General features: G+C 52.9%; 22 protein-coding genes. 10 read left to right on the top strand and 12 right to left on the bottom strand.

Annotation, left to right across the window (positions count from 1 at the left end):
* Positions 1–88 precede the first annotated feature (88 nt).
* A complete protein-coding gene (gene hslV / locus F7231_RS01155) occupies positions 89–637 on the top strand; it encodes an ATP-dependent protease subunit HslV (RefSeq protein WP_085414961.1) in 549 nt (182 codons plus the stop codon).
* Between the two features lie 98 nt (positions 638–735).
* Positions 736–2,178: a sensor histidine kinase gene (locus F7231_RS01150; RefSeq protein ID WP_310589261.1), complete on the top strand. Its 1,443-nt coding sequence runs from the start codon at positions 736–738 to the stop codon at positions 2,176–2,178.
* Positions 2,179–2,193: 15 nt separating this feature from the next.
* Here the strand turns inward: F7231_RS01150 and dacB are convergent, their stop codons facing one another.
* Positions 2,194–3,729, bottom strand: a complete 1,536-nt coding sequence (gene dacB, locus F7231_RS01145; RefSeq protein ID WP_166690612.1) for a D-alanyl-D-alanine carboxypeptidase/D-alanyl-D-alanine endopeptidase — start codon at positions 3,727–3,729, stop codon at positions 2,194–2,196.
* 207 nt (positions 3,730–3,936) lie between these two features.
* Between dacB and F7231_RS01140 the strand changes: the two genes are divergently transcribed.
* Both F7231_RS01140 and F7231_RS01135 read left to right on the top strand, forming a co-directional pair.
* Positions 3,937–5,367 (top strand): MBL fold metallo-hydrolase RNA specificity domain-containing protein, encoded by a 1,431-nt coding sequence (locus F7231_RS01140; RefSeq protein WP_085410430.1) that lies wholly within the window; start codon positions 3,937–3,939, stop codon positions 5,365–5,367.
* Positions 5,368–5,447: 80 nt separating this feature from the next.
* Complete coding sequence (locus F7231_RS01135) at positions 5,448–6,401, top strand: acetyl-CoA carboxylase carboxyltransferase subunit alpha (protein ID WP_085410431.1); 954 nt, start codon at positions 5,448–5,450, stop codon at positions 6,399–6,401.
* A 69-nt stretch (positions 6,402–6,470) separates the two neighbouring features.
* On the opposite strand, the gene F7231_RS01130 is transcribed toward F7231_RS01135, so the two are convergent.
* The gene (locus tag F7231_RS01130; RefSeq protein ID WP_166690611.1) at positions 6,471–6,998 is read right to left on the bottom strand and encodes a YfiT family bacillithiol transferase; all 528 of its coding nucleotides are present in this window, start codon (positions 6,996–6,998) and stop codon (positions 6,471–6,473) included.
* 13 nt (positions 6,999–7,011) lie between these two features.
* Positions 7,012–7,359, bottom strand: coding sequence for a DMT family transporter (locus F7231_RS01125; protein WP_085410433.1), 348 nt, complete (start codon positions 7,357–7,359; stop codon positions 7,012–7,014).
* A gap of 169 nt (positions 7,360–7,528) precedes the next feature.
* On the opposite strand from F7231_RS01125, the gene F7231_RS01120 reads away from it, so the two are divergent.
* Entirely contained in the window at positions 7,529–7,909 is a 381-nt protein-coding gene (locus tag F7231_RS01120; protein ID WP_166690610.1) for a DUF4260 domain-containing protein, read from the top strand.
* An 81-nt stretch (positions 7,910–7,990) separates the two neighbouring features.
* On the opposite strand, the gene sufB is transcribed toward F7231_RS01120, so the two are convergent.
* Positions 7,991–9,484: a Fe-S cluster assembly protein SufB gene (gene sufB, locus F7231_RS01115; protein WP_166690609.1), complete on the bottom strand. Its 1,494-nt coding sequence runs from the start codon at positions 9,482–9,484 to the stop codon at positions 7,991–7,993.
* Between the two features lie 178 nt (positions 9,485–9,662).
* A complete protein-coding gene (locus F7231_RS01110) occupies positions 9,663–11,612 on the bottom strand; it encodes an alpha-amylase family protein (protein WP_166690608.1) in 1,950 nt (649 codons plus the stop codon).
* A 175-nt stretch (positions 11,613–11,787) separates the two neighbouring features.
* Between F7231_RS01110 and F7231_RS01105 the strand changes: the two genes are divergently transcribed.
* Both F7231_RS01105 and F7231_RS01100 read left to right on the top strand, forming a co-directional pair.
* Positions 11,788–12,924 (top strand): NAD(P)/FAD-dependent oxidoreductase, encoded by a 1,137-nt coding sequence (locus tag F7231_RS01105; protein WP_166690607.1) that lies wholly within the window; start codon positions 11,788–11,790, stop codon positions 12,922–12,924.
* Positions 12,925–12,995: 71 nt separating this feature from the next.
* Positions 12,996–15,284 carry a GH92 family glycosyl hydrolase gene (locus F7231_RS01100; protein WP_166690606.1) on the top strand — a complete coding sequence of 763 codons (2,289 nt, stop codon included), beginning with the start codon at positions 12,996–12,998 and terminating at the stop codon, positions 15,282–15,284.
* Positions 15,285–15,386: 102 nt separating this feature from the next.
* Here F7231_RS01100 and F7231_RS01095 read toward each other — a convergent pair whose 3' ends face one another.
* The gene (locus tag F7231_RS01095) at positions 15,387–17,099 is read right to left on the bottom strand and encodes an IPT/TIG domain-containing protein (protein WP_085410439.1); all 1,713 of its coding nucleotides are present in this window, start codon (positions 17,097–17,099) and stop codon (positions 15,387–15,389) included.
* A 172-nt stretch (positions 17,100–17,271) separates the two neighbouring features.
* The gene (locus F7231_RS01090; protein WP_166690605.1) at positions 17,272–17,730 is read right to left on the bottom strand and encodes an Lrp/AsnC family transcriptional regulator; all 459 of its coding nucleotides are present in this window, start codon (positions 17,728–17,730) and stop codon (positions 17,272–17,274) included.
* A gap of 187 nt (positions 17,731–17,917) precedes the next feature.
* Here F7231_RS01090 and ald point away from each other — a divergent pair, with 187 nt between their 5' ends.
* Positions 17,918–19,048, top strand: a complete 1,131-nt coding sequence (gene ald, locus F7231_RS01085; protein WP_166690604.1) for an alanine dehydrogenase — start codon at positions 17,918–17,920, stop codon at positions 19,046–19,048.
* Between the two features lie 393 nt (positions 19,049–19,441).
* On the opposite strand, the gene F7231_RS01080 is transcribed toward ald, so the two are convergent.
* Positions 19,442–19,729 carry a hypothetical protein gene (locus tag F7231_RS01080; protein ID WP_085410442.1) on the bottom strand — a complete coding sequence of 96 codons (288 nt, stop codon included), beginning with the start codon at positions 19,727–19,729 and terminating at the stop codon, positions 19,442–19,444.
* Between the two features lie 127 nt (positions 19,730–19,856).
* On the opposite strand from F7231_RS01080, the gene F7231_RS01075 reads away from it, so the two are divergent.
* On the top strand, positions 19,857–20,804 hold the full coding sequence (locus tag F7231_RS01075) for an NAD(P)H-binding protein (RefSeq protein WP_166690603.1): 948 nt from the start codon (positions 19,857–19,859) through the stop codon (positions 20,802–20,804).
* A 48-nt stretch (positions 20,805–20,852) separates the two neighbouring features.
* On the opposite strand, the gene F7231_RS01070 is transcribed toward F7231_RS01075, so the two are convergent.
* A complete protein-coding gene (locus F7231_RS01070; RefSeq protein ID WP_166690602.1) occupies positions 20,853–21,596 on the bottom strand; it encodes a porin family protein in 744 nt (247 codons plus the stop codon).
* Positions 21,597–21,759: 163 nt separating this feature from the next.
* Here F7231_RS01070 and F7231_RS01065 point away from each other — a divergent pair, with 163 nt between their 5' ends.
* Positions 21,760–22,116: a nuclear transport factor 2 family protein gene (locus F7231_RS01065; protein WP_166690601.1), complete on the top strand. Its 357-nt coding sequence runs from the start codon at positions 21,760–21,762 to the stop codon at positions 22,114–22,116.
* Between the two features lie 111 nt (positions 22,117–22,227).
* Here F7231_RS01065 and F7231_RS01060 read toward each other — a convergent pair whose 3' ends face one another.
* From F7231_RS01060 to araA, 3 genes are all read right to left on the bottom strand, one after another.
* Positions 22,228–22,926: an L-ribulose-5-phosphate 4-epimerase gene (locus tag F7231_RS01060; protein WP_085410446.1), complete on the bottom strand. Its 699-nt coding sequence runs from the start codon at positions 22,924–22,926 to the stop codon at positions 22,228–22,230.
* Between the two features lie 113 nt (positions 22,927–23,039).
* A complete protein-coding gene (locus tag F7231_RS01055) occupies positions 23,040–24,581 on the bottom strand; it encodes an alpha-N-arabinofuranosidase (RefSeq protein ID WP_166690600.1) in 1,542 nt (513 codons plus the stop codon).
* 88 nt (positions 24,582–24,669) lie between these two features.
* The gene (gene araA, locus F7231_RS01050) at positions 24,670–26,160 is read right to left on the bottom strand and encodes an L-arabinose isomerase (protein ID WP_166690599.1); all 1,491 of its coding nucleotides are present in this window, start codon (positions 26,158–26,160) and stop codon (positions 24,670–24,672) included.
* Between the last annotated feature and the right edge of the window lie 22 nt (positions 26,161–26,182).

The following is a 26,182-nucleotide window of genomic DNA, read 5'->3' as shown; positions in this document are numbered from 1 at the left end:
ACTAATGTTTATATGAACATTAGTTTGTAAATTTTCAACAGTGAACCAAGCAACGCTCAAAACTGTAAGCCAACAAACAGGAACACTGATTAAAATGACCATTCATGCCACAACCGTTGTTGGAATTCGCCACAACGGACAAGTATCACTTGGTGCCGACGGACAAGCCACAATGGGTAATACCGTTGCCAAGAGTAATGTAAAAAAAATACGTCGCCTGGCCGGTGGCAAGGTTTTAGCGGGGTTTGCCGGCTCAACCGCCGACGCGTTCACCCTGATTGAGCGCTTCGAAGAAAAACTCAGTAATTACAATAACAACCTGCGCCGAGCGGCCATTGAGCTGGCTAAAGACTGGCGCACCGACCGGTTCCTGCGCAAGCTGGAAGCCATGATGATTGTGGCCTCGCAAGATGATCTGCTAATTATTTCGGGTACCGGCGATGTGCTCGAACCCGACCACGACGTAGCGGCTATTGGCTCGGGTGGCGTATACGCCCAGTCGGCCGCATTGGCCCTCAAAAAGCACGCCTCGCAGCTGACCGCCGCAGAAATGGTTGCCGAAAGCCTGCACATTGCTGCCGACGTGTGCATTTACACGAATCATAATCTCGTGATTGAGCACATTGATCCCGTTTAATAAGGCGGCGTGTTCAACAAACTCATAACCTGAGCGTTATGAGAGTACCTGTATATGTCGATTGAATGCTACGTTTACCACGATTATCGCCCGAAAGAGTGAATCGCAGAATTGCGTTCAGCTTTGTGGTAGCTATCATTCTGATCAGCGTAGGCTTCGCATTGTCGTTTTACAGCTACACCCGGTCACAGAAGGCCAACGATCGCATTGCCTATACCTTCCGCGTCATCAACACACTAGAAGACCTGTTCTCGATAGCTAAAGATATCGAGACAGGGACGCGTGGCTATATGGTCACTCACGATAGTGTGTTTTTAGAACCACGTACCGCAGCCCTGTTACAGGTTCACCCCAAGCTAATCCTATTCAGAAAGCTGGTGGCCAACAATTTCCAGCAACAACGAGCAATTGACACACTGGCGACATTACTCGATGCCGAAGTTGATATCTCTACCCGGCAACTTCAACTCAGTCTGTACACACCCAATTCGGTTGTGAGGGCTTACTTGCTGACGAGTAAAGTCAGGATGGATGCCATTCGGCGACACGTTGCTGTCATGATAGCTCGGGAACAGGCGCATATGCTGAATTGGAGCGAAGATGCCCGTAAGTCGTTTCAAAATACGCTCGTACTCATTTTTGCCTTATCGCTGCTCACCTTTGCCACTCTGCTGATCTCCTACAACCTGCTGGATCGTGAGTTGCGTCGCCGGGCCGAAAATGAGGCGCAGTTACGGCAATATGAAGCTGAGCTCCAGGCTAAAATTCACCAGTTGGAAGTCTCGAATCAGGAGTTGGAACGGTTTGCTTTTGTGGCGAGTCATGACATGCAGGAGCCATTACGGAAGATTCAAACCTTCGGTGACTTGCTGAACCAGCAATACCCGCCCCAGGTCGACAGTAACGGGCGCCTGTACCTGAGCAAGATGCTGACGTCGGCTGACAGGATGTCGAAACTGATTCGGGATCTGCTTAATTTCTCCCGGTTGCGCAATGAACCAGACGCATTCGAACAGGTCTCGGTTGGTGACCTGCTTGCCCGGGTACTGGTCGACCTTGAGTTGCCGATCAAATCTAGTAACGCAACAATTACCGTGGGTACTATGCCCGTATTGGAGGCGGTTCCACTTCAGTTGGAGCAGTTACTGTCAAATCTGATCAGTAATGCCCTAAAATACAGTCGGCCGGGCGTGAATCCAGACATCACTATCACAGCCGAAATCATCAGCGGAAAGACGTTTCCTGGTCTGATTACCGACCAGACGTACTACCAGCTTCATGTGATTGACAATGGCATTGGTTTCGATGACAAATACCTCGATCGGATTTTCGATGTGTTCCAGCGCCTGCACACCAAAGGCAGTTACGAGGGTACGGGCATCGGGTTAGCTATCTGCAAACGTGTTGTTGCTTACCACAATGGCTACATAACGGCGCGGAGCAAAGAAGGCGTTGGCACTACGTTCGTTATCATTCTGCCCGAAACACAGCTTAAACCGTTACCGCAAGACCCGGAACAGGAGACCGTTATCGTGGGATAAGCACCAGGGCATTGGCTACAGGCCAACCAGCAGCGTAAACAGCCGCTCGATCTGTGGTGTTAGCGCTCCGTATTTGCCTTCAGCGTATTTATTAACCATAAATGAGAAGCACATCAGCGTACCATCGGTGGCGGTGAAATACCCCGCATAGGCCCGCACCCCTTCAATTGTTCCGCTCTTGGCCCGCACGTTTCCTGCGGCTTTAGTGCCTTTTGCCAGCCCCCTCACCGTACCTGTTTGCCCCACTACCGGTATACTGGCGTAAAAAGCCGGGTACGCTGCTTCGCGGGTCATAGCGGCCAGCAGACTAGTCAGGTTGGTAGTAGTCATGGCTCCCGTTGTGGAGAGGCCACTGCCATCGCGCGGACGGAAGCCGGCCATTGTTACCCCCTTTGTTTGCCAGAACCCCGTGACGGCCGAGATCGATTCGGGCCAGTTGGCTGGCACCTGTCTGATCTGCCGAGCCGCCGACCGCATCAGTGCCTCAGCGTATAAGTTGATACTCTGAAAGTTGGTTTCGCGCACCAGATCGCTTAAGGGGGGCGACAGGTACCGGGCCACTTCGATGCGCGGCGACTGGTTGTTTTTCAATGAAACGGGACTCCCAATGCCCCGATAGGTGCTGGCCGAACCTGCCACACGAACGCTGTCGCGGCGGAGTTGCTCTGTAATGGCGTAGGCCGTGAAATACGCCGGATCGGGCATGGCTCCTTTTACGGCGAAGTCGGTGCTGTTGGCCGGAATAGTACCGTCGAGAGTAGCCATAGTTTGGAAAGGTGCGCCGTAGATGTTCACTTCATCGCCCGAGTTGGCGGGGCCGGTGGTTACCCGGTTGTTGAAGCTAAGGTTTGGCATGGCCGGGTCCGTGCGAAGAACCGACGCCGGGGCCGTTAGCGACGGGCCCGCTTTAAAATAGATTCGATACAGGTTCTCGTTAAAATTTAGTCCGAACAGGCCAGCACCATAGTAATTCCCCAGGTCGCTGAAGGGCCAGCTATCAGGAATTGGCTGATCCGTATAATAGCTCGCATCGCCAATTATCGCCCCATCGATCCGCCGAATCCCTGCCCGACGTACTTGCCACGAAATATCTTTTAATAAAGCCGCCCACGCTGGATAGCCGGTGAAACGCCCACTACCTAGCGAAGGGTCGCCCGTTCCGCGTAAGTATAAGTTACCCTGTAGCGTGCTATCGACAATGACGCCGTCATATTCGAGGGTAGTGGTATACGAGTAAGTACCACCAAGCGTGGCCAGGGCTGTGGCAGTGGAAACCAGTTTTAGCGTCGAGGCGGTAGACAGACTAATCTGGTCATTCTGACCGAAAATCACCGCTCCATCGTTCACTCGCCGTACCGAAAGGGATACAATTCCGTTACTGGCCAGAGGGCCCGTCTGAAGCGAAACGGCCCAGGTACGCAGGCGTTGCAGGGCTACGGAATCGGGTGAAAGCTGTACCTGAGCCCAGGCAGATCCGGTACCTGGCAAGGTGGCCAATATGACAAAAATACTTAAAACAGAACGGGTAAGCAGCGTGTACGCGTGCGGCATGGCAACTGTGGGGTGGTTAGGCTGTTCAGGCCTTTTTTGTAGCTTTGCAAAGCTAAGGGAATTCAGCATACCGTATTTGCGTTATAGGAAAGCCCTTTTTAACCAGCCCGATGACTAATCGAGCCGACCCGGCATACGTCCCCTTTTGAGGTTACGTCTTGCCTGAACGAGTCGGCGATGACATAAATAATACGGTAAACACCACGCATGAAATTAACATTTTGGGGAGCCGCCCAGCAGGTAACGGGCAGTATGTACCTGCTGGAATTAGATGATGATTACCGCATTCTGATCGATTGCGGTTCTGACCTGGAGCGCTCGAACGGACAAACTCCCCCCGTAGAACAACCCGCTACTACTGGTTTCTTCCCATTCGAAGCTTCCAGTATCAACGTTGTGTTGCTGACCCACGCCCACATCGACCACTCGGGCAACTTGCCTAACCTCTACCGCGAAGGCTACGAAGGCCAGATTCTGTGTACCGAACCCACCTTTGCCCTCACTGATATTCTGCTGAAAGACGCTGCCTCGCTGAACCAGCGGAAAATCAACGAACTCAACGGCAGTAAAAAGAAGAAAGTACTCGATAAACAGGTAAAACTTCAGAAAGAGTTATTTCTCGACAAACAGGTTCGGGAAAGCATGGAGAGCGTAGTAGCCCTGCAATTTGGCCGTAAATTCCGCATCACCGACTCGTGCAGTGTTACGTTTTTGCCCGCTGGCCACCTGCTTGGTGCCGCCCATATCGTGCTCGACATCTTTGAGAACGGGCAGAAAAAAAGCATCTGCTTCTCGGGCGACATTGGTCGTAAGAACTATCCCCTCCTGGTCGATCCCGCTCCGGTGCCCCCCGTTGATTACCTGATCTGCGAATCGACTTATGGCAATCGCCTCCACGTAAATACCGAGTCGCCGGAAGATGCACTGGCCGACGTGATCAAACGTACCTGCATCGATATTCCGGGCCGACTGATTATTCCTACGTTCTCGGTAGGCCGTACTCAATCGCTGCTCTACACGCTGAACCGGCTCTATACGGAGCGCGGCTTCCAGCCCATCAAAGTATTTTCAGATAGCCCCATGGGCTTCGAAAGCACGAAGGTGTACGCTAAAAATGTACGCCAGTTGAGCAAGGAGGCCCGCGATTTCTTCGATGAGAACGAAACGTTGTTCGATTTTGAAAACTTCGAGTTTCTGGAGTCGACCAAGGCGAGTAAGGCGGTATCTGACTACAACGAACCCTGCATCATCATCTCCTCGTCAGGCATGGTGCAGGGTGGGCGCGTTGAGTACCACGTAGCAGCCAACATTGGCAACCCCTATTGCACTATCCTGCTCATCGGTTATTGCGCCGAGGGCACTCTGGGCTGGCGATTGCTGAACGGGCAGCCTACTCTGACCATTAAAGGCGAAGAAAAACCGGTGTTAGCCAACATCGAAAAAATCGACGTGTTTAGCGGCCACGGTGACCGAAACGATCTGATGAATTTTGTGCAGATGCAGTCGCCCGAAACGCTGAAGAACATTTTCCTGGTTCACGGCGACGCTAGCAGTATGGTCTCTTTTAAAGAAACACTGGGTGAGGCAGGCTACGCAAACGTAGAGATTCCCGCCAAAGGCCAGACGTACGAACTTTAAACTAGTTTGCCGTTTGTGACTTGCCGGTTGGAGTAGCAGCGCAACATTAACCGACAAATCACAAACGGCAAGCCCCCTTCATGAAAACCTACCTCGATTTTGAAAAGCCAATAGCCGACCTGGAAGGCCGGTTAGACGAGATGAAGCGGCTGGCCGAAACCAGCAAAATAGACGTTTCAGAGGCTGTATCAACCCTCGAGCAGAGTATCGACCGGCTTCGGCACGACCTGTTCCAAAACCTAACACGATGGCAGCGGGTACAGCTTTCCCGCCACCCTGACCGGCCCTACACCCTCGACTACATCGAGCGGATGTGCGACCAGTTCATTGAACTCCATGGCGACCGTACGGTACGTGATGACCCGGCGATGGTAGGTGGCTTTGGTGAGATTGATGGGCAGACCGTTATGATCATCGGGCAGCAGAAGGGCCGCAATACCAAGCAGCGCCAACAGCGTAACTTTGGTATGCCCAACCCCGAAGGCTACCGCAAAGCCCTGCGGCTGATGAAGCTAGCCGAAAAATTTAACCGGCCCATCATCACACTAATTGACACGCCGGGTGCCTTTCCGGGTCTGGAGGCTGAAGAGCGCGGACAAGGTGAAGCCATTGCCCGCAACCTGAAAGAGATGTTCATGCTGAAGGTGCCGGTGATCTGTATCGTTATTGGCGAAGGTGCCTCTGGCGGTGCACTCGGCATTGCGATCGGCGACCGCGTACTCATGCTCGAGAACACCTGGTACTCGGTTATTTCGCCCGAAAACTGCTCAACCATCCTGTGGCGTAGCTGGAACTACAAGGAGCAGGCTGCTGAGGCCATGAAGCTGACAGCCGCCGATATGAGCTCGTTCAAACTGGTGGACGGTATCGTTGATGAACCGCTGGGTGGAGCCCACCACGACCACGCCGCGATGGCCGAGATCATGAAGAAGACGATTCTCGACACGCTGGCTGAATTAAATCAGATGACTCCCGAACAACGAATCGACAGCCGCATCGACAAGTTTTGCGCCATGGGCGTCGTAGTAGAATAAACTACGTGTAGGGTTTTTCGTTTGCTGGTTGGGGGAGGCAGCGCAACCAGCAAACGACAAACCCTACACTCAGTTCAACGCCAGCCGGATATGGGCCAGATGATGTTTGCCATGCCAAACGACCATATCAATTGCCTGCGCCAGCGTTACGTTAATTTGACGAAACGGGTGGTAGTAGGCCTTCTCTAGATCAGCGGCCGCCAGGTGTTCGTATAGGTAGGCTAGCCGTTGGTGTAGTCCCTCTATAATAGCCAGCGACGCCGCTACGGGCAATGACTTCCCATCGGGCTGGTTGGCCCAGCCAGTTACATCACTGAATATACCAGGTTGCGTCTCTGACACGGTTAGTGCGTGTTTGATCCGAAAATAGTGCCATTGGTGCGTATCGGCCACATGGTGTACCAATTGCCGAACGGTCCAGCTACCGGGCCGGTAGGTACGTTGTAACGCTTCATCCGAAAGCAATTCGGTTAACGCACGGTACATAGCTGGCAACTCATTCAGTTGCTGAATACGCTCCTTCACTTCATCAGACGTGAAAGTAAGTTGACCCGACCATCGGCCGATCGGAAACTGGCGGGATTCATCTGGTTGCATTGGGTACGTTCGGTTAGTTTGGTGCCGCCAATTTAAGCCCCACAATAGCTACAGCCAGCAAGCCTACGAAGAATAACTCGGTAAGTGACCAGGGGGCTTTCAGGAACAGAATGTCAGTCAGTTTGATCAGCACAAGTGTAGCGGCCGTCCAAAGTCCGAATCCCGTTGTGAGCGGAACGTGTTTAAACGCAATCGTCAGGAAGAAAACATTCGCCAGACCCGATGCAATGTTAGCCAGTATGGGCACCATTACGGCCAAGCTAAACCGGAATCCAGCCAGCGCGCTAAAATCAGCGTATTTCAACGAATATGTCCAGGCTGTCTGGCAGGCAGCAGCCAGCAAAAGAGCGATCCAGGCCATGCGACCAAATTACAAGCCAGACAGCAGTAGTCGGTAACCGGGTACGTTATGAAACCATTACGTTACTGGCTGGGTGTGTGGTTTCTTATCTATTGTTAACAAATTGAGCGAGGGCTATCCAGCACCTTTGTTGCGTAATCAAACCACAGCCAACGCGGCTGTTCATCCCATGAAAACGCTCCTGAAACTGGAAGAAGCGGCGCAGTTCGCCCTCTCAATTGCCCTGTTCGCTAAACTGCCGTTTGTTTGGTGGCTGTACCCTGCCCTCCTGCTGCTGCCCGACCTGGGTATGATCGGTTATGCTATCAACCCCACCATTGGTGCTGTTGTCTACAACGTGTTTCATCATAAAGGTGTCGCCATTCTGATAGGCCTGGTCGGACTATTGATGGGTAATCCAACGCTGATGCTCGCGGGCATCATCCTCTTTGGCCACTCGGCCATGGACCGGCTAATGGGGTATGGCCTGAAATACAGCAAAGGTTTTGCGTTTACGCACCTGGGCGATCTGGATAGTAGCCCTAAACAAGAGCCTATGCTCGTTAGCTGATCTAGTGGTACGGCAACTGACTCCAACAAAAACGGGCAGATCCTATTAGGAGTCTGCCCGTTTTTGTTGCACTATGAACGGTTAACCGACTGAACCCTCCAGGCTGATTTCCAGCAGTTTCTGGGCTTCAACGGCAAATTCCATTGGCAGTTGGTTCAACACCTCTTTGGCGTACCCGTTGATAATTAGAGCAACGGCCTGCTCGGTAGGAATACCACGCTGATTGCAATAGAACAACTGATCTTCACCAATCTTTGATGTAGTCGCTTCGTGCTCAACTGTGGCCGACTGGTTTTTTACCTCAATGTAAGGGAACGTGTGCGCACCGCACTTATCGCCCAACAGCAGCGAATCGCACTGCGAGAAGTTCCGGGCGTTGTCGGCACGCTTCATTACCTCAACCAGACCACGGTATGAGTTTTGGCTTTTACCGGCTGAAATACCTTTCGATACAATCCGGCTCTTCGTGTTCTTGCCGATGTGTACCATTTTGGTACCTGTATCGGCCTGTTGCATATTATTGGTAACGGCTACCGAATAGAACTCACCGATCGAGTTGTCGCCTTTCAGGATAACCGATGGGTATTTCCAGGTAATCGATGAGCCTGTTTCAACCTGTGTCCACGAAATTTTAGCGTTGGCATCGCAGATACCGCGCTTGGTCACGAAGTTGTAAACACCACCCAGACCGTTTTTATCACCGGGGTACCAGTTCTGAACGGTCGAGTACTTGATTTCTGCATTGTCATGGGCGATCAGCTCCACGCAGGCAGCGTGCAACTGGTTTTCATCGCGCATCGGAGCGGTACAGCCTTCCAAATAGCTTACGTAAGATCCTTCGTCGGCCACGATCAGCGTCCGCTCGAACTGACCGGTACCGGCCGCGTTGATACGGAAATAAGTCGAGAGCTCCATCGGGCAACGAACGCCTTTCGGGATGTAGCAGAATGAGCCGTCTGAGAATACGGCGGCATTAAGGGCTGCGAAATAGTTGTCTTTGGCCGGAATAACTGAGCCGAGGTACTTTTTCACCATTTCGGGGTGATCATGTACCGCCTCAGAGATCGAGGAGAAAATGATGCCTTTTTCAGCCAGCTCTTTCTTGAACGTTGTCGCTACTGACACCGAGTCCATAACGGCGTCGACGGCAACACGAGGCCGTTCAATTGGGTTACCATTAGCGTCTACGGGCTCTTCTACTACGCCCGACAACCGCTTTTGTTCCGACAGAGAGATACCAAGCCGTTCGAACGTCCGCCGCAATTCGGGATCGATCTCATCGAGTGAGCCTACCGTTTTTTGCTGTTTAGGCGCTGAATAGTAGATAATGTCCTGGTAATCAATCTTGGGGTATTTCACATTTGGCCAATGCGGCTCCTCCATGGTCTGCCACAGTCGGAACGCTTCTAAACGGCGTTCAAGCAGCCACTCTGGTTCGTTTTTCTTAGCCGATATAAAGCGGATGGTATCATCGTTCAGCCCTTTAGGAGCTTCGTCCGCTTCAATCAGGGTTTCAAACCCGTACTTGTACTCGGCGTTGGTAATGCTCTCTAAGAGTTCAACTTCTTTGCTCATGATTGGTTGGCAATTGCCGGTGAAAGCTAGCGTAACGCAAAAACCGTTCGCTACTGTTTAAGAACGTATCGTACAAAATTAACAAAATCGCGTAAGGGTCTGTTCCGGTGACGTGAAATAAGGTTGGGATACATATGGGTACGTTTGGCCGGCCCGATTAGTTGCCATCTCAACAAACTCAATCTACCCTATAGATGCGGCAGCCACTCTCGTCAAAGACCAGCATGCCCGATCCAGCCGGAGCAGGTACGTCGCCAACGGTTGCCGTGAACAGGTACGTACCGATCTGCCACGATAACGCCGTGCCAGTTGTTGCCTTGATATCCGGCTTTTGCCGCCATGTTACCGGCTTATCAGCTATGGTCGACCAGATCGCTTCGGCAAAAGTTCGGATTCGGCTGATCGCCATAAACTGCTCGGCATTGTGCCCCCAGACAAATGGACCATGCGTTACCTTATCCGTTTGCGCTTCATCGGCCACCCGGAATACGTATAGCTTGGTATATTCTTCATTGGCACCGCGCTCGGTATGCGGATTGCGTACCTCAAAACCCAACCCGACGTAGCTGGGTAGCTCGGCTAGAAACAGACTGACGAAGTAGCGGAACAGATTACCCGTCTGGTAAAACTCGTCGAAGCGAGGATCATCCTTATCCGCGGTCATCACCGTGAAATTAGGCGCAAACCGACGTGTCTCGGCCAAGTCCAGGTACGTGCATAGCTGTTCGTTGAACGTACCTGAACCGACAACCATCGACTGCAGATCGCCGAGTGTACTGTCGGCATCGATGGCTTCCAGGTGATCCAGTTCATTGCCGTAGGCCATGGTATCGGGCGGAGCCAGGAAGGTTTCGGCAAAAAACGCGAAATGGGGCGTTCCCTTTGCCTGAACGTAGTGCTTGATCGTTCGCAACGGATCATAATGCGCATCGGGATTGGCTGGCACCCCGTCGGGACGCAGCTGCACATGGGCCATGTCACCACGCATGAAATCGAAGCCGAACCGCTGCTGACAGGCGTGCACGTGCTGGCAGATATAGTCCCAGGCGGGTTGGTTGGGCTTATCAAAGTCGAGTTGCCAGTCGCGGTTATCGTTCAGGCTGTGGTAAAATTTGTAACGCGCCAGGGGGCCAAACACCCGTGAAAACGGTTGCGGCTGGTTGAAACTGTACTGATACCAGACCTGCCCGAACTCGTCGGTCACGAAATCGTCGGGAACAATGTGCAGTCCCCGATACGGCGGAGCCATTGTCATGGGCAGCGTTTCGAAGCCCTGCGCCGTCAGGTGCTTGATCAGATCGAGCCGACGTTGCAGCCGGCCACTGTAATCGCCGGGACGACCAAACAGAATCAGATGCCGCTGCTCGTCAGTCAGCAGTGGAATCTGAGTCGAGAAAAAGACACTTTTCGAGTACGTGATCGGGCTTTCATCGGCGGTGCCGTGCTGGTGTAGAAACTGCCAGATCACTTCTTCTACATGCCGATATACGTTTTCAGAATGATCGATTAGCCGGTAGTCTTCCCGGTGAACCCATTCAAACAACGCCGGATGCACAAGCGCCATTTCAGAGAACCGGTCGGTGTGAGGAATGACGTCCATCCCTACGGTGCGACCCATGGCGTGCAACAGGTTCACGACCACTTTCAGTTGCTTGTCGACCGTATCGAGCGTGGGGATGAAACGGGCCAGATCAACACTGTAGAATTCGGGGTTAATTTGCCAGCTCACCATCCCGTACAGGCTCCCTACCACCCCCGGCTCCCAGATGGGCAGCAGGTGAATGCTATCATGACAGGCAGGCAGTGTGAGCGTGTAGTTAATCACATTCCAGAATGAGCCGATCGTTCGCACATTGATGCCCACCATCCGGCTTTTCTTCATCCAGTGGCCATTAGGCTGCCCCAATACCGGCGACGCAATACTCTGCTGAGGGTCCAGTGCCTTACGCATCACGTCGGTACCCAGTCGTTTTTGCAGGATGTCGAGTGTCTGGTACACCGAAAACTGCACGGCTGTTTGTGGCAGCAGGTTGGGTACGTAGCTGGTCTTACCCGACTGGTACTCGTTCAGGTACGTTGGGTACTGGCGCTGCCAATCGGCAGAAATAGTCTGGATGGTGGTCGGCATGAAGCAAAAGTAAATAGGTTAGGGGCTTTACAAAAAAGAGTTGAACACAGGGCTACGGAGAACACGGAGTAATCTGTTTTAAAAAGAGACTCTATGCTCTCTGTGGCGCTGCGTTTAATCGCTTAATCTGCTCGTCAGGTTGTAACTCTGTGGCCCGAAAAGCTGTTTACCTGCCATGCAGGATGTACTTATCGTTGGCGGTGGATTGGCCGGGCTTGTCAGTGCGCTCGAACTGGCTCGGGCCGGGTTTGGCGTGACGCTGGTTGAGCGGAAAACGTACCCATTCCACAAAGTTTGCGGCGAGTACGTATCCAATGAAGTGCGCCCTTACATCGAATCACTCGGCGTTGATCTGGATGGGCTCGGTGCTGCCCGAATTACGAAATTCTGGCTCTCCTCGCCCGCTGGCAGGCTGCTCACGGCCCCACTCGATCTGGGCGGTTTCGGCATTTCCAGGTACGTTCTCGATGAGCAGTTGCATCAGCTTGGCCTGGCCGCAGGCGTCGACTTTCGGCTTGGGCAAAGCGTCGATCGGGTCGATTTTGCAAACGACCAGTTTACCGTAGGGCTATCGAACGGTGAGGCGCTGACGGCGCGGCTGGTACTGGGCACGTTTGGCAAACGATCGAAGCTGGACAAAACGCTGGATCGGGCCTTCATGCGGCGTTCTGGTCCGGCCTCCGGGTCGCCGTATGTCGGCGTCAAGTACCATATCAGCGGCATCGATTTTCCGAAAGATGTGATTGCCCTGCACAACTTCCCGGACGGCTATTGCGGCATGTCGGCTATCGAAAATGATGCTTATTGCTTGTGTTACCTGACCACCCGCACCAACGTGCGCACGCATGGCTCTATTGCCGCCATGGAACAGGCTGTTTTGCATCAGAATCCGCACTTACGGGCCGTTTTCGAAGAAAGTACTTTTTTGTACGACCGCCCCGAAGTGATTAACGAAATATCGTTTTCGCCCAAACAGGCCGTAGAGAATCACATCCTGATGGCCGGCGACGCGGCGGGACTGATTACGCCCCTTTGCGGCAACGGCATGGCCATGGCGATTCACGGTGCCAAACTCGTAAGCGGACTATCGGCCCGTTTTCTGCGCAACGAACTCTCCAGGCCCGACCTGGAACGTACCTATCAAACCGGCTGGTCATCGCTGTTCAGTAGACGGCTGTGGGTGGGGCGAACGGTACAAAAACTCTTCGGCCAGTCGTGGCTGAGCGAAGTGGCCGTGGCAGCATTCGGTACCGTTAAACCCGCCCTGCGTACCGTGATGAAGCAAACGCACGGAACAGTGATCGTGCCGTGACACAGCGTGTAGACAGTGGTAGTGAAGAGAAATTAGTCCGTACTTTCAGCAAATGAGTATAACTTGAAACCATGATCAAGTTATGCTGTACTTTTTTGTTGCAGGGTCTATGCCTGCTTTCGTTTGCTCAACAAAATCTGGTCCCCTACGTCCATCCGCTGATTGGCACCGAAAAAATGGGGCATACGTACCCCGGCGCTACAGTCCCTTTCGGCTCCGTTCAGCTCAGCCCCGACACCGACACACTCTCCTACGAGTTTAACGGCAAATACAACGGCGATGTGTACCGCTATTGTGCTGGTTACAAATACGAAGACAAGACCATTGTCGGCTTTAGCCACACGCACTTTAGCGGCACGGGCCACTCCGACCTCGGCGATTTCCTGATCATGCCCACGCAGGGGCCCCTACAACTTAACCCCGGCGTGGCAAGCGATCCTAAAAGCGGCTACCGGTCGGCTTTTTCGCACGCCAACGAGGTAGCGCAGGCGGCGTACTACAAAGTCAAACTCGACGATCATAACATCACAGCCGAGCTGACGGCTTCTGAACGCGTGGGCGTTCATCGGTACACCTTTCCAAAGTCCGACCAATCTCATATTTTGCTCGATCTGGCGGCGGGTATCTACAACTACGACGATAAAACGGTCTGGACGTTCGTGCGGGTCGTGAACGATACGCTGATCACCGGCTACCGACAAACCAACGGCTGGGCACGTACCCGCACGGTCTACTTCGCGCTCTCCTTCTCGAAACCGTTCAAATCATACGGCCAGAAAAACCTCGACAAAGCCCAGGTGTACCGGGGTTTCTGGCGCAAATTCGACCAGACACGTAATTTTCCTGAGATCGCGGGTAAACGCATCCGCATGTATTTCGACTTCGATACAAACGAGGGCGAACAGATCAACGTGAAGATGGCGCTCTCGCCAGTCAGCCAGGAAAACGCGCTGGCGAACATGCGGGCCGAAGTACCGCACTGGAATTTCGAGCAGGTGAAAGAGAAAGCGCAGGCCGCCTGGAATCGGGAGTTAAACAAAATTCAGATTGACGCGGCCGATGCCGACAAGGTCAATTTCTACACGGCCATGTACCACGCCTTCATCAACCCGACGGTGTATATGGATACAAACGGCCAATACAAGGGACTCGATCAGGGGGTGCATCAGGCCAGCGGCTTTACCAACCACACTACTTTTTCGCTCTGGGATACCTACCGCGCCCTGCACCCGTTTTTCAATTTGATGCAGCCCGCCCGAAACAACGACATGATGCAGTCGATGCTGAAACATTATGAGCAGAGCACGTTGAAGATGCTGCCGGTCTGGTCGCACTACGCCAACGATAACTGGTGCATGAGCGGCTACCACAGCGTATCAGTGCTGGCCGACGCCATCGTTAAAGGGGTATTCAAAGGCGACCCAAACCAGGCGCTGGATGCCTGCATCGCTACGTCGAACCACCGCAGCTACGAGGGTATCGGCGAGTACATCGACCGGGGGTACATTCCGGCTACGGCCAACGGCACGTCGGTATCGAACACGCTCGAATACGCCTACGACGACTGGTGCATTGCCCAACTGGCCAAAAAACTGGGGAGGCAGGACGTCTACGCCACGTACCTGAAACGCTCGGACAACTGGAAGAACGTCTACGACAAATCGATCGGGTTCATGCGCCCCCGCCTGGCCGACGGTTCGTTTAAACAGGCGTTCGACGTGTACAGCACCGACGGACAGGGCTTCATTGAAGGCAACTCCTGGAACTTCAGCTTCTTTGTTCCACAGAATCCGGCGGCGCTGGTGGAAACGATGGGCGGCGCGAAGAAATTTGCCGCCCGGCTCGATACGCTGTTCGCTATGCACCTACCCGACAAGTTCTTTGCCGAAACCGAAGACATCACCCGTGAAGGCATCATTGGCGGCTACATTCACGGCAACGAACCGGCCCACCACATTGCTTATCTCTACAACTGGGCAGGCCAACCGTGGCGAACCCAGGAGCGTATACGTCAAATTCTCCGGATGCAGTACAAACCCACCCCCGACGGGCTGGGCGGCAATGACGACTGCGGTCAGATGAGTGCATGGTACTTGTTTTCGGCGATGGGCTTCTACCCCGTCGCACCTGGTTCAACCAATTATTCGCTGGGCAGCCCACTGGTAAAAAGCGCAAAAATTGCTCTCGAAAACGGCCAGACGATACAAATCGAGGCGGTGAACCAGAGCGACAAAAATGTGTATGTCTCGAAGGTCACGTTCAATGGCACGACCCTCACACAGCCAGTCATAACCCACGACGACCTGCTGAAAGGCGGTAAACTCACCTTCTATATGAGCGCGAAGCCGGTGAAGAAATAGACGTGCTGTTGCTTCTCGCTTGCGGCCCTACGAAGTAGTGCCAACAAATAAAAAGGCTCTCCACTTTCGTAGAGAGCCTTTTTATTTTCAATACAACCAGCCTTATGGCTTACGATCGTAGTCTGTATTTTGTGGGTTGAAGTTTGTCCAGCCCGCGATCCAGTTATCGGTGCCGAACGCACCGCGGTACGTGGTTTGTGTGAAGAACGAACCAGTTAGTTTACCACCCGTTACGGCCCCACCCAGCAGCGTAGAACCGGTTTGTGGCAGGAAGTTGGGCGTCGTGGCGTTGAAGTTTGCTCCGTTAAGCATCAGCGAACCAATATCGCCCGAGCTGATGAGCTGGTTCGACCGGGTAGCTGCCGTCAGGTACGTGTTCGCCACGGCATCGGTAACAGCACCACCACCTGCAACAGGCGTCAGCGTATTGGCAAAGACATTACCCCGCAGGTCAATGGCACCGCTCGTGAGGCTGGCACCCAGCCCGGTCAGTGTACCTTCCAGCCGAACGCCTTCCGGATAGCCGTAAATCAGCGAGTTGTAAATGCTGATAGCCGTATTGCGACGCAGGTAAATACCCGACTGGTAGTAGCCTAGCACCGGCGAAGCAGCCGTTATGGCTGTGGGCGTGGTAGCAGCGGCAAAGTTACTCATGTTAGCAAACACCGGTGCCGTTTGTGGCAGCCCATTCAGGCGCGTCAGAGGCGTACCATCGGCGTTTTCGCCCGGATCATAGTTCTGCGATTCAAAGGCATTGCTACCCGATGGATCGGCCACGTTGGCATCGCGCAGGGCCACACCAAACTGCACCTGCCCCGTGTAGCCCCAATCGGTGCTCCAGTCGTCGTCGGTGGCGCGGTTAGAGACCAGGTATTTGGCCTGCACCCCGCCGCCGAACCAGCCAAAGGAATCGCCGCTGCTCTGCGTCACCTGAATGTGATTCAATACCGTGCCCGTGCCAACGCCAATCAGCGTAAGACCGGCCAGTTTACCCGTTGGTGTACCGCGCTGTCCCGTTCCGGCATACTCGATGCGCACATACTGAAGTGAACCGCTGTTGTCCTCCGGCTCCGAATAGGTCTCGGCAGTCCCCCGAATACCACCCGCGTAGGTCGTTGTTCCGGGCCGGTTGGTCGGCGATTTGCCCACGAGCACAACACCGCCCCAATCGCCGGGGAAACGCTGACCAGCGGGTTTGTTGGACGTAAAAACGATGGGCTCACTAGCTGTACCGTTGGCAATGAGCTTACCCCGGCGTTCAACCACCAACGTACCTGCATTGCCCTGATTAAGCGGGTCAGCATCGGCCCCAGCCCCTTTTATGACCGTTCCCGCCTGGATGGTCATAGTATAATCGGCGGCCACATAAACGAAACCCCGTAGCAGGTACACCGTATCTTTCGATAACGTCCGGTTTCTGAACAGGGTACCCTGCAGTTCCACAACGGGGCGCAATGGGTTGGGAGCCAGTGTAAATGTGGTCGTACTCTGAGTGGTTTGCCCACCAACCGTTAGCGAAACAGGGCCATTTTGTGCGCCCTGCGGAACCGTGACAACCAGCCGCGTAGCCGAGGCAGACACGATAGTGGCCGAAACACCACCGATCGTTACGGTATTGCTACCGGGCGTAGTGTTGAAGTTAGTACCATTGATGGCAATCGTGCTGCCAACCGGAGCCGTCGCTGGATCAATACTCGCGATCGTCGGCACGGCAGGCGTCGGAACGGGATCCGGCGTATTTTTACACGCCGCGAAAAAGACAAACAGGCCAATAAATAGCCAGAAGGCATGGAGCCACCGTGGAGATTGTTTCATGAAAAGATGACTAACGTTCGTGAGTAACCAAGCCTGGTTCAACAGGCTTACTACATCAAGTTACGTCAACCTCTTTTGTCTAGTGTGCTACCTATATAGGATATTTATCTAATGATCCATTTCCTCCATAGGATAATATCTATTCTAAAAATTAGCCAATAAAGATTCCTCTTCACACTGGAATGGCAGTGGTGCTTTTTACCTCAGCCATTACAAAGAAGCTGCTGATGTGCACAATGCCGGAAATCACCGACAGGCGTTCGCGGTAAAACTGGTTATAGGCGTCCATGTCGGGCACAATTACGTGGATCAGGTAGTCGAACGTACCTGAGACCAAATGACAGCTGAGTACCTCGGGCAATTCCAGTACCGCCCGATCAAAGTCCGCGAAATTATCGGCAGTCTGTTTATCGAGGGTGATCTGACAGAAGACCGCCAGTGGATTACCTATCTTCTTCTTATTGAGCACCGTCACGTACCGGTCAATAACGCCTTCCCGTTCCAGCCGTTTAATTCGTTCGTGAACGGGCGTTTTCGACAAACTAATCCGCTGCCCTATTTCCTGAATAGTCAGGTGTGCGTCGGCTTGCAGCAGAGCCAGTATAGCCCGGTCAATCTTGTCGAGTTCCATATGCAAAATGAGGGGACGGAAAAAGGAATTGGCAACAGGATAAAAAGCAGCGACTAAAAGAAATATATCCTGCTATATAGCCTTATTTAACACTAATTTCCCAAATATATGAACAGTAATAGAAAACAGTAGTGGATTTTTTAGCTTTGTAAGTACTTCAACAAGCTACTCTCAACTCCCCAAACGTATGGTAATTGGCGTCCCTAAAGAGATCAAGAACAACGAGAACCGCGTGGCCTTAACGCCTGCTGGTGTGGCCGAACTGCGTAAGTATGGCCATACGGTTTATGTACAGGTTAATGCCGGGGAGGGTAGCGGCTTCAGCGATGAAGAATACATTGGCGCTGGTGCTACCATGTTGCCTTCTATTGAAGACGTCTACGGTATTGCCGAGATGATCATCAAAGTGAAGGAGCCAATTGCACAGGAGTACCCACTGATCAAGGAAAACCAGTTGCTGTTCACTTATTTCCACTTCGCCTCGTCGGAAGAACTGACACACGCGATGATCGAAAAAGGCGCTGTTTGTCTGGCCTACGAAACGGTTGAGAAAACAGATCGCAGTCTGCCCCTGCTCGTACCGATGTCGGAAGTAGCCGGTCGGATGGCGATTCAGGAGGGCGCTAAATACCTGGAGAAACCACAAAAAGGACGCGGCATCCTGCTTGGCGGCGTACCGGGCGTAAAACCAGCTAAAGTACTTGTTTTAGGCGGCGGCATTGTTGGTACACAAGCAGCCCGCATGGCAGCTGGTTTGGGTGCCCACGTAACGATCATGGATGTTAGCCTACCCCGACTGCGTTACCTGGCCGACGTTATGCCCGCCAATGTCGACACGATGATGTCGAACGAATACAGCATCCGCGAAGAAATCAAAACGTCTGACTTGATTGTTGGTGCCGTGTTGATCCCCGGTGCGAAAGCTCCGCACCTGATCACCCGCGACATGCTGAAACTGATGCGTCCCGGCACCGTACTGGTCGACGTAGCCGTTGATCAGGGTGGTTGTATCGAAACTTGTCGCCCCACAACTCACGAAGATCCAACGTTTATCATTGACGACGTGGTGCACTATTGCGTAGCCAACATGCCCGGCGCCGTGCCTTACACGAGCACACTGGCCCTGACCAACGCTACTCTACCCTACGCGCTGCAACTGGCCAACAAAGGCTGGTTGAAAGCTTGCCGCGACAATGCAGAACTGAAAGTAGGCCTCAACGTGGTAGAAGGTAAGGTGGTGTACAAAGGCGTGGCCGATGCATGGGGCCTGCCACTGGTCAGCGTAGACGATTTACTGACAGAAGAAGTTCTGAACTAACGATATTACTAATTCATCGACGAACGCAGGCCGTTCCCTTCCGGGAGCGGCCTTTTTTTATCAAGTATACTACTGACTATCAATAAACTGGAAAGAAAACTATCATTCGTATTAGTGAGCCTTATCGAGCCACGCTACACGATAAACCCGGCGAAAGATGATACCCTATCTTTTTGAGCATTGCCATAAGCTGCTATCCCTTGCTGCTCTGCTTTAACGGGTACCTACTATGCTCCCGTAGTTTAGCAGCGTGCCATAGGTATGTGACTGTCGTGTACCTATGGCACGTTGGAATGCGGCAATAACTAACTTTTCTCTACCGACGCTACGCTGTCGAGCCCCAAGGAGGCAAAAGGCTCACGTTACATCACAGCCGCTTTCGTCTAGATATTTCTACAGATACATACCTACCAACTCCTGCCATTCGTCTTTCAGCGGTCCTTTAAAAACGGGTTTGCCCGCGCGGCGGTACCAGTAACCGGCATTGAATGAATCGCCTTCTTTTCGGTGCAGATACGCGTGTAAATGGTCGTAGGAAGGCGTCCCTTCTTTCAGTTGAGCAATATTGTGAGCAGCGGCCCATTCGCCCCGGGCATCATGCCAGAGTGCGGTCAGGATTGGGTTTAAATCGGCAGGTGGTGTCTTGTCCTGCAATGTGGCGGTAAATTGATCGAGCGTCATAAAAAGTAAATCAATAAAAAACGGTTTTCATCGCAGTTGTCATAACGGCCATAACGCAGACTTTGCATAGCTTGCAATCCGTACGCCCCTATAAATCAACTATGTACGTACCTAAACTCGCAGGTCTATGCAAACTATTCTGGGTGCAGGCGGTGCTATCGGCATCGAAGTAGCTAAAGCCCTCACCACCTATACAGACACCATCCGGCTTGTTAGTCGAACGCCCAGGAAAGTCAACGACACCGATACGCTGTTTCCAGCCAACCTCGACGACCCGGCGCAGGTGATGAAGGCCGTGGCTGGCAGTCAGGTCGTGTACGTGACGATCGGGTTCGATTACAAAACCAACATTTGGCAGGAGAAGTGGCCGGCACTCATAAAAAATGTAGTCAACGCCTGCACTGAGCATCAGGCTAAACTAGTCTTCTTCGACAATATTTACGCCATCGGGGGCGACAATGTAAGACACATTACCGAAACGTCGCCAATGAGCCCGTGCAGCAAAAAAGGCGAGGTTCGCGCTGCCGTGGACCGGCACATTCTGGAAGCCGTTGAAACAGGAAAAATCGACGCCATCATTGCCCGCGCGCCTGACTTTTTCGGACCAACCAGCCGCCAGACCAGCATTACCATGAACCTGATTTATGATAACTTGGTGAAAGGCAAAAAAGCGCAGTGGTTCTGCGATGCCGACCGGATTCATTCAACCGGTTACACCCCCGACCTAGGACTCGGCACCGCCATGCTCGGCAACACCCCGTCGGCCTACAACCAAATCTGGAACCTCCCTGTCGACCCAACCCCACCTACCGGCCGGGAATGGGCCAACCTGTTTGCCCAGGAAATGCCCACATCGAATGCACCAGCAGGCGTTCAGGTATTGCCCGGCTGGGGCATGCTGGCCCTGGGGCTCTTTGTTCCGGTCTTGAAGGAGATGCACGAAATGCGCTACCAATACGACCGTGACTACTTCTTCGACTCCGCTAAATTCAATACGGCCTTTAACTACGTACCCACCACCAACGCTGCGGCGGTGAAAGAAACAGTAGCGGCGTTAAGAGAACCAAGCCTATAAATTTTCAAAAATGCGGCAAGCCCTTGTAAGACCTCAAAACACTCCCTGTCATCTTTTTATAGCATAGTGCATGCTCAATCGTGCCGTTTGATTAAGCGATGACAGAAGCACATTATTGCTGGAGGCAGATCGCACCAGACTTTGGCTATAGCGGAGGTCAACCCCAATACGATGAGTCAGCGCATAGGCAAGTCCCGTAGTAAGCCCAAAGTCAAACGTGTTGAACTGGCTGGACTGTAGGTCAAAATAAGTGATGGAAGTGTACGCATTGTTGATTAAAAGCTGGTAATTACCCTTCTGGTGCTCGACCAGTTTCAGGCTCAGATACGGCCCGCCCAATAATGAGATCTTACCTAAGCGGTAACTGACCAATATGGGTAAGGTAAGGTACGTTAAGCGTGCGGTAGCCTGACCGATGGCAGAAATCGACGTTGGAGGGTGATAAATAATTCCACAATTACCACTAGTGCAATAGGTAACAAGCCTATCTGTAGTAGCCCGTGCGCCTTTTTGCTCCAAGTTTAATTCAGCACCAATGGTAAAATGCTTGCTCACATCAATTGACAACCCCGCACCCACATTAGGTGTTATTAAGGCATTGCCGGTTCCCGTTAGCAGCAAGTCTGTTTCATATTGAAATTGCTGGCTCAGCGCAACTACGCCCTGTCCAGTTGAACTCATCTGGCTAGCGCCTATCCCCGCCCGCACGTATACCTGGGTACGTATTGGTGTTTGGGCTACCAACGTAGAGGCAGTAATCAACAAAAGAAGAAGCGTGTAGCTGTTCTTCATAGGTCATTTAGTTGCTTTTGAAGTAGACCACTAAACAAGCGATTCCGTTGCCACGCCAGAAATAACCTAAACTGATAAAATCTCAATTTACGCTGACAAGCAATGTGTCTGATTCACTGGATTTTTGGGCTTCACTATAACCGTTTCCAGCGAAGTCAATCAAATGAATGCACACGAACAACTCCTGAACGAGGCTTACCTAAATTTCAATCAACGCACTATCGACGGTGCGTTAGCCTTGATGCACCCTGATGTTGACTGGTCAAATGGCATGGAAGGTGGCTTTGTGCACGGCCATCAGGAAATCCGGGATTACTGGACCAGGCAGTGGGGGCTCATCAACCCGCACGTTGAGCCGCTATCCTTTACAGTCGATAGCGACGGCCGGGTGCGCACGGAAGTTCATCAGTTCATTAAAGACTTAAACGGCGCAACGCTTATTGATGAGACTGTCTATCACATCTACCAAATCGAAAACGGCTTGATTCGCCGGATGGATATTGAGCGAATTGAGCTGTAGTGGAAGGTGCTTGCTTCTCGAGGTAGGGCCTGATCCTATCTGTAACGCCTAGTTGAAGGCCTTACCTCGAGAAGCAAGTACCCAAATTATCCAACTACCTCATCTGCCAACCTAGCAACCCTGACCGTAATACGCATTCACGCCGTGCTTGCGCTCGTAGTGCTTCATGCGAAGGGTGTCTTTCAGGCGGGGCGTGTTCGGGTTGATCTGGAGCGTGAGGTACGCCATACGAGCTAGCTCTTCCAGCACGGCGGCGTTGTATACGGCTTTTTCGGCGGTTTTCCCCCAGGTAAACGGGCCATGGTTCTGCAACAGCACCATTTCCATCTCCTTGTGGTTCAACCCTTTTTCGGCAAAAACACCAAAAATCTGATTGCCCGTTTCATGCTCATAATCACCCTGAATCATCTCGTCGGTTAAGGCGGGGGCGCAGGGGATATCTTGGTGCGTGTGGTCGGCGTGCGTAGTTCCAAAGATTGGAATGTCCATACCGGCTTGCGCCCAGGCAACGGCATGAGTGCTGTGCGTATGCACAATGCCACCGATATCGCCCCAGGTTTTGTAAAGCAACGCGTGGGTTTTGGTATCCGACGACGGGCGAAACGTACCTGCCACCACCTTCGCCTCGTAATCGCAGATGACGATGTCGGCGGGCGTTAGTTTGGCGTAATCGACGCCGCTTGGCTTGATGGCGAACACCGCTCGGTCACGATCGACCGCGCTGACATTGCCAAAGGTGAAGAGCACCAGACCTAGCTTCGGCAGCTGCATATTGGCCTCGTAGCATTCTTCCTGTAGGGACTTATACATAGGGGTAGAAAAGGAGGTACGGGAAAAGGGAAAAAGAGAAAAGAAATCAGTTGCACGCGTAGCTTACCGTGCGAAAGCAACCCCGTTTCACCGTTCCTCCCTTCTCCCTTTGTTTACATTTCTAACACAACAACTGACACCGCTGGCAAGGTCACGGTTAGTTCGTCACCGTTTAGTTTGGTTCCATTGAACGCAACGGGTTTCACTTTGGCCGGGCTCTCGAACGTATTGTGATCCTGCACCTTGGCCGACGTTAAAATACGGCCCGTTACGGCTTTGGCGGTTAACCCTTTCAGACTCACTGTCACCTCCTGCGACTTATTCGGATTCAGGTTTACGAGCGATACGTGTACTTTACCTGCTTTATCGCGTGAAGCCGAAGCCGACACGGCGGGCAGTTTGTCTTTACCCACTTCGTAATCGTCTGACTTTATATCGATCGGCAGCAGCGTGGCGTCCTGGTGCACGTTGTACATTTCCAGCACGTGGTAAGTCGGCGTCAGAATAAGCTGCGACCCTTTCGTCAGAATCACGGCCTGCAGCACGTTGATCGCCTGCGCCAGGTTCGCCATACGTACCCGCTCAGCATGCTTGTGGAAGATGTTGAGCGTGGCTCCGGCCAGAATAGCGTCGCGCATGGTGTTCTGCTGGTACAGGAAACCCGGATTGGTACCCGGTTCTACTTCGTACCACGAACCCCACTCGTCGACTACTAGCGCTACGCGTTTCTTGGGGTCATACTTATCCATGATAGCCGAGTGCTTCTGGATGTATTCATCCATTTTCAGCGCCTGCTGCATGGTGCGGAAGTACTGTGCTTCGGTGAAATCCGTAGCAGACCCTTTCACGCCGGGGTCCCAGCCGAATGTCGAGTAGTGGTGCATGGCTACGCCTTCCACCATGTTGACCGGAATATTCTTCATCAGCGTTTCCGTCCAGTTAAAATCGTCTGAACTAGCACCCGACGCAATGCGGAAGATCTTCTCTTTACCCACCTGCGGATTCATGAACGTGCTGTACTGCCGGTAGATGTTGGCGTAATACTCTGGTTTCATGTTGCCGCCGCAGCCCCACGCTTCGTTACCAACACCCCAGTATTTCACGTTCCAGGGCGTAGCGCGACCGTTCTGCTGACGCAGGTTCGACATCGGGCTATTCTTCTCGAAGTTCACGTACTGCACCCACTCGGTCAGGTCCTGCACGGTGCCGCTGCCGACGTTACCGGCCAGATAGGGCTCAGTGCCCAGCAGTTCACACATGTTCAGGAAGTCGTGCGTACCGAAGCTGTTGTTCTCGGTTACGCCACCCCACCAGGTGTTCACGATCGACGGCCGTTTGGCTTTCGGACCAATACCATCTTTCCAGTGATATGTATCGGCAAAGCAACCACCCGGCCAGCGCAGGTTCGGGATTTTCATCTTCTTTAGCGCGTCGACCACATCGAGACGTACCCCGTTTTTGTTCGGGATCGTCTTGTTGGTTTCGCCTACATAAAAGCCATCGTAGATACACCGCCCCAGGTGTTCGGCAAAGTGACCGTAGATATGCTTGTTGATAATGGTCTTGCCATCACCCGCATTGATCGTCACCTTATTCTGTGCTGCCGCCAATAATGACAGACAGGCTAAGGGAATAGTTAGGAGTTGTTTTTTCATGAGAGATTTTGGAGAGCGGGTTGTTTGTTGTCTTGGCGTAACCCCCTTGAGGGGGTTACGCCAAGACAACAAACAACCCGCAACGTACCTACCGGTAATAGCTTTCGCTCCAGCGGAGTTCGTTTTTCAGTTGACGCAGGTTTGTGTCGCCGTCGATCACGACGAGTTCAACACCGAAGATGTCGGCGAAATCTTCGATCTGGTCAGTGTTCAGGTTCTGGCTGTACACAGTATGGTGCGCACCACCAGCTAGAATCCAGGCCGCACAACCCGTGGCCATATCCGGCTTGGGTTTCCAGAGCGCACGGGCAACGGGCAGTTTAGGCAACGCTTCGGTTACGGCAACAGCATCTACTTCGTTAACCAGCAGCCGGAACCGGTTACCCATATCAATTAGCGACACGTTGATGGCCGGGCCAGCCGGGGCGTTGAACACCAGGCGGACAGGATCGGCTTTACCACCAATACCCAGCGGGTGAATCTCGCAGGTTGGCTTACCGTCCGCGATGCTGGGGCATATCTCGAGCATGTGCGAGCCTAATACCAGCGGATTTGATGGATCGAAATGGTAAGTGTAGTCTTCCATGAACGAGTTACCGCCCGACAATCCGGCCGCCATCACTTTCATCACGCGCACCATCGCCGCGGTTTTCCAGTCTCCCTCGCCCGCAAAGCCGTAGCCTTCGGCCATTAGCCGTTGCGCCGCAATACCCGGCAACTGACCCATGCCATGCAAATCTTCAAAGGTGTCGCTAAAAGCACCGAAACCACCGTCTTGCATAAACGCGCGCAGACCAATTTCAATTTTGGCAGCATCACGCAACGAGCTGTGCTGCTCGCCCCCTTTCAGCAGCGAGTTCATCAACGTGTAGCTATCGGCATAGTCTGTCACCAACTGATCAATATCCGCGTCGGTCACCTGGTTGATCACCGCTACCAGATCGCCGATGCCATGCGTGTTCACCGACATACCAAAGGTCATTTCGGCGGCCACTTTATCGCCATCCGTTACGGCCACCTGCCGCATATTGTCGCCGAAACGAACGACTTTCAGCGTCTTCAGCTCGTGCGCACCTACAGCTACCCGCGCCCATGACCCGATTTTCTGAATCACGGCCTCTTCCTGCCAGAAACCAACCACGATCTTGCGATTTAACCGCATACGCGACATGATGAACCCAAACTCCCGGTCGCCATGTGCCGACTGGTTGAGGTTCATGAAATCCATATCGATATCGCCCCAGGGTATATCGCGGTTGAATTGCGTATGCAGATGCAGCAACGGCTTTTTCAGAATGTTCAGCCCCCGAATCCACATTTTGGCGGGCGAGAACGTATGCATCCAGGTCACAATACCCACGCAGTTTGGCGCCACGTTGGCCTGCTGACAAATGGCGTAAATCTCGTCGGGCGTTTTCACCACCGGCTTGAACACCACCCGCACCGGCATAGCGGCGGCGTTATCGAGGAATTGGGCGATAACCTGCGAATGGGCATCTACCTGCCGCAGGGTTTCTTCCCCATATAAATGTTGGCTACCAGTAACGAACCAAATTTCGAACTGCTTCAGATTGAGCATTGATAATGAGTATTGTAAAATG

This window comes from Fibrivirga algicola, from assembly GCF_011742925.1.
GTDB classification, from domain to species: domain Bacteria; phylum Bacteroidota; class Bacteroidia; order Cytophagales; family Spirosomataceae; genus Fibrella; species Fibrella algicola.
The sequence above is the reverse complement of the archived record's forward strand: the minus strand, read 5'-3'. Positions and strand labels throughout refer to the sequence as shown.

Coding starts and splice junctions, on each gene's coding strand:
- dacB (WP_166690612.1), bottom strand. CDS start 3,729: ATGCCGCACGCGTACACGCTGCTTACCCGTTCTGTTTTAAGTATTTTT.
- F7231_RS01140 (WP_085410430.1), top strand. CDS start 3,937: ATGAAATTAACATTTTGGGGAGCCGCCCAGCAGGTAACGGGCAGTATG.
- F7231_RS01135 (WP_085410431.1), top strand. CDS start 5,448: ATGAAAACCTACCTCGATTTTGAAAAGCCAATAGCCGACCTGGAAGGC.
- F7231_RS01130 (WP_166690611.1), bottom strand. CDS start 6,998: ATGCAACCAGATGAATCCCGCCAGTTTCCGATCGGCCGATGGTCGGGT.
- F7231_RS01125 (WP_085410433.1), bottom strand. CDS start 7,359: ATGGCCTGGATCGCTCTTTTGCTGGCTGCTGCCTGCCAGACAGCCTGG.
- F7231_RS01120 (WP_166690610.1), top strand. CDS start 7,529: ATGAAAACGCTCCTGAAACTGGAAGAAGCGGCGCAGTTCGCCCTCTCA.
- sufB (WP_166690609.1), bottom strand. CDS start 9,484: ATGAGCAAAGAAGTTGAACTCTTAGAGAGCATTACCAACGCCGAGTAC.
- F7231_RS01110 (WP_166690608.1), bottom strand. CDS start 11,612: ATGCCGACCACCATCCAGACTATTTCTGCCGATTGGCAGCGCCAGTAC.
- F7231_RS01105 (WP_166690607.1), top strand. CDS start 11,788: ATGCAGGATGTACTTATCGTTGGCGGTGGATTGGCCGGGCTTGTCAGT.
- F7231_RS01100 (WP_166690606.1), top strand. CDS start 12,996: ATGATCAAGTTATGCTGTACTTTTTTGTTGCAGGGTCTATGCCTGCTT.
- F7231_RS01095 (WP_085410439.1), bottom strand. CDS start 17,099: ATGAAACAATCTCCACGGTGGCTCCATGCCTTCTGGCTATTTATTGGC.
- F7231_RS01090 (WP_166690605.1), bottom strand. CDS start 17,730: ATGGAACTCGACAAGATTGACCGGGCTATACTGGCTCTGCTGCAAGCC.
- ald (WP_166690604.1), top strand. CDS start 17,918: ATGGTAATTGGCGTCCCTAAAGAGATCAAGAACAACGAGAACCGCGTG.
- F7231_RS01080 (WP_085410442.1), bottom strand. CDS start 19,729: ATGACGCTCGATCAATTTACCGCCACATTGCAGGACAAGACACCACCT.
- F7231_RS01075 (WP_166690603.1), top strand. CDS start 19,857: ATGCAAACTATTCTGGGTGCAGGCGGTGCTATCGGCATCGAAGTAGCT.
- F7231_RS01070 (WP_166690602.1), bottom strand. CDS start 21,596: ATGAAGAACAGCTACACGCTTCTTCTTTTGTTGATTACTGCCTCTACG.
- F7231_RS01065 (WP_166690601.1), top strand. CDS start 21,760: ATGAATGCACACGAACAACTCCTGAACGAGGCTTACCTAAATTTCAAT.
- F7231_RS01060 (WP_085410446.1), bottom strand. CDS start 22,926: ATGTATAAGTCCCTACAGGAAGAATGCTACGAGGCCAATATGCAGCTG.
- F7231_RS01055 (WP_166690600.1), bottom strand. CDS start 24,581: ATGAAAAAACAACTCCTAACTATTCCCTTAGCCTGTCTGTCATTATTG.
- araA (WP_166690599.1), bottom strand. CDS start 26,160: ATGCTCAATCTGAAGCAGTTCGAAATTTGGTTCGTTACTGGTAGCCAA.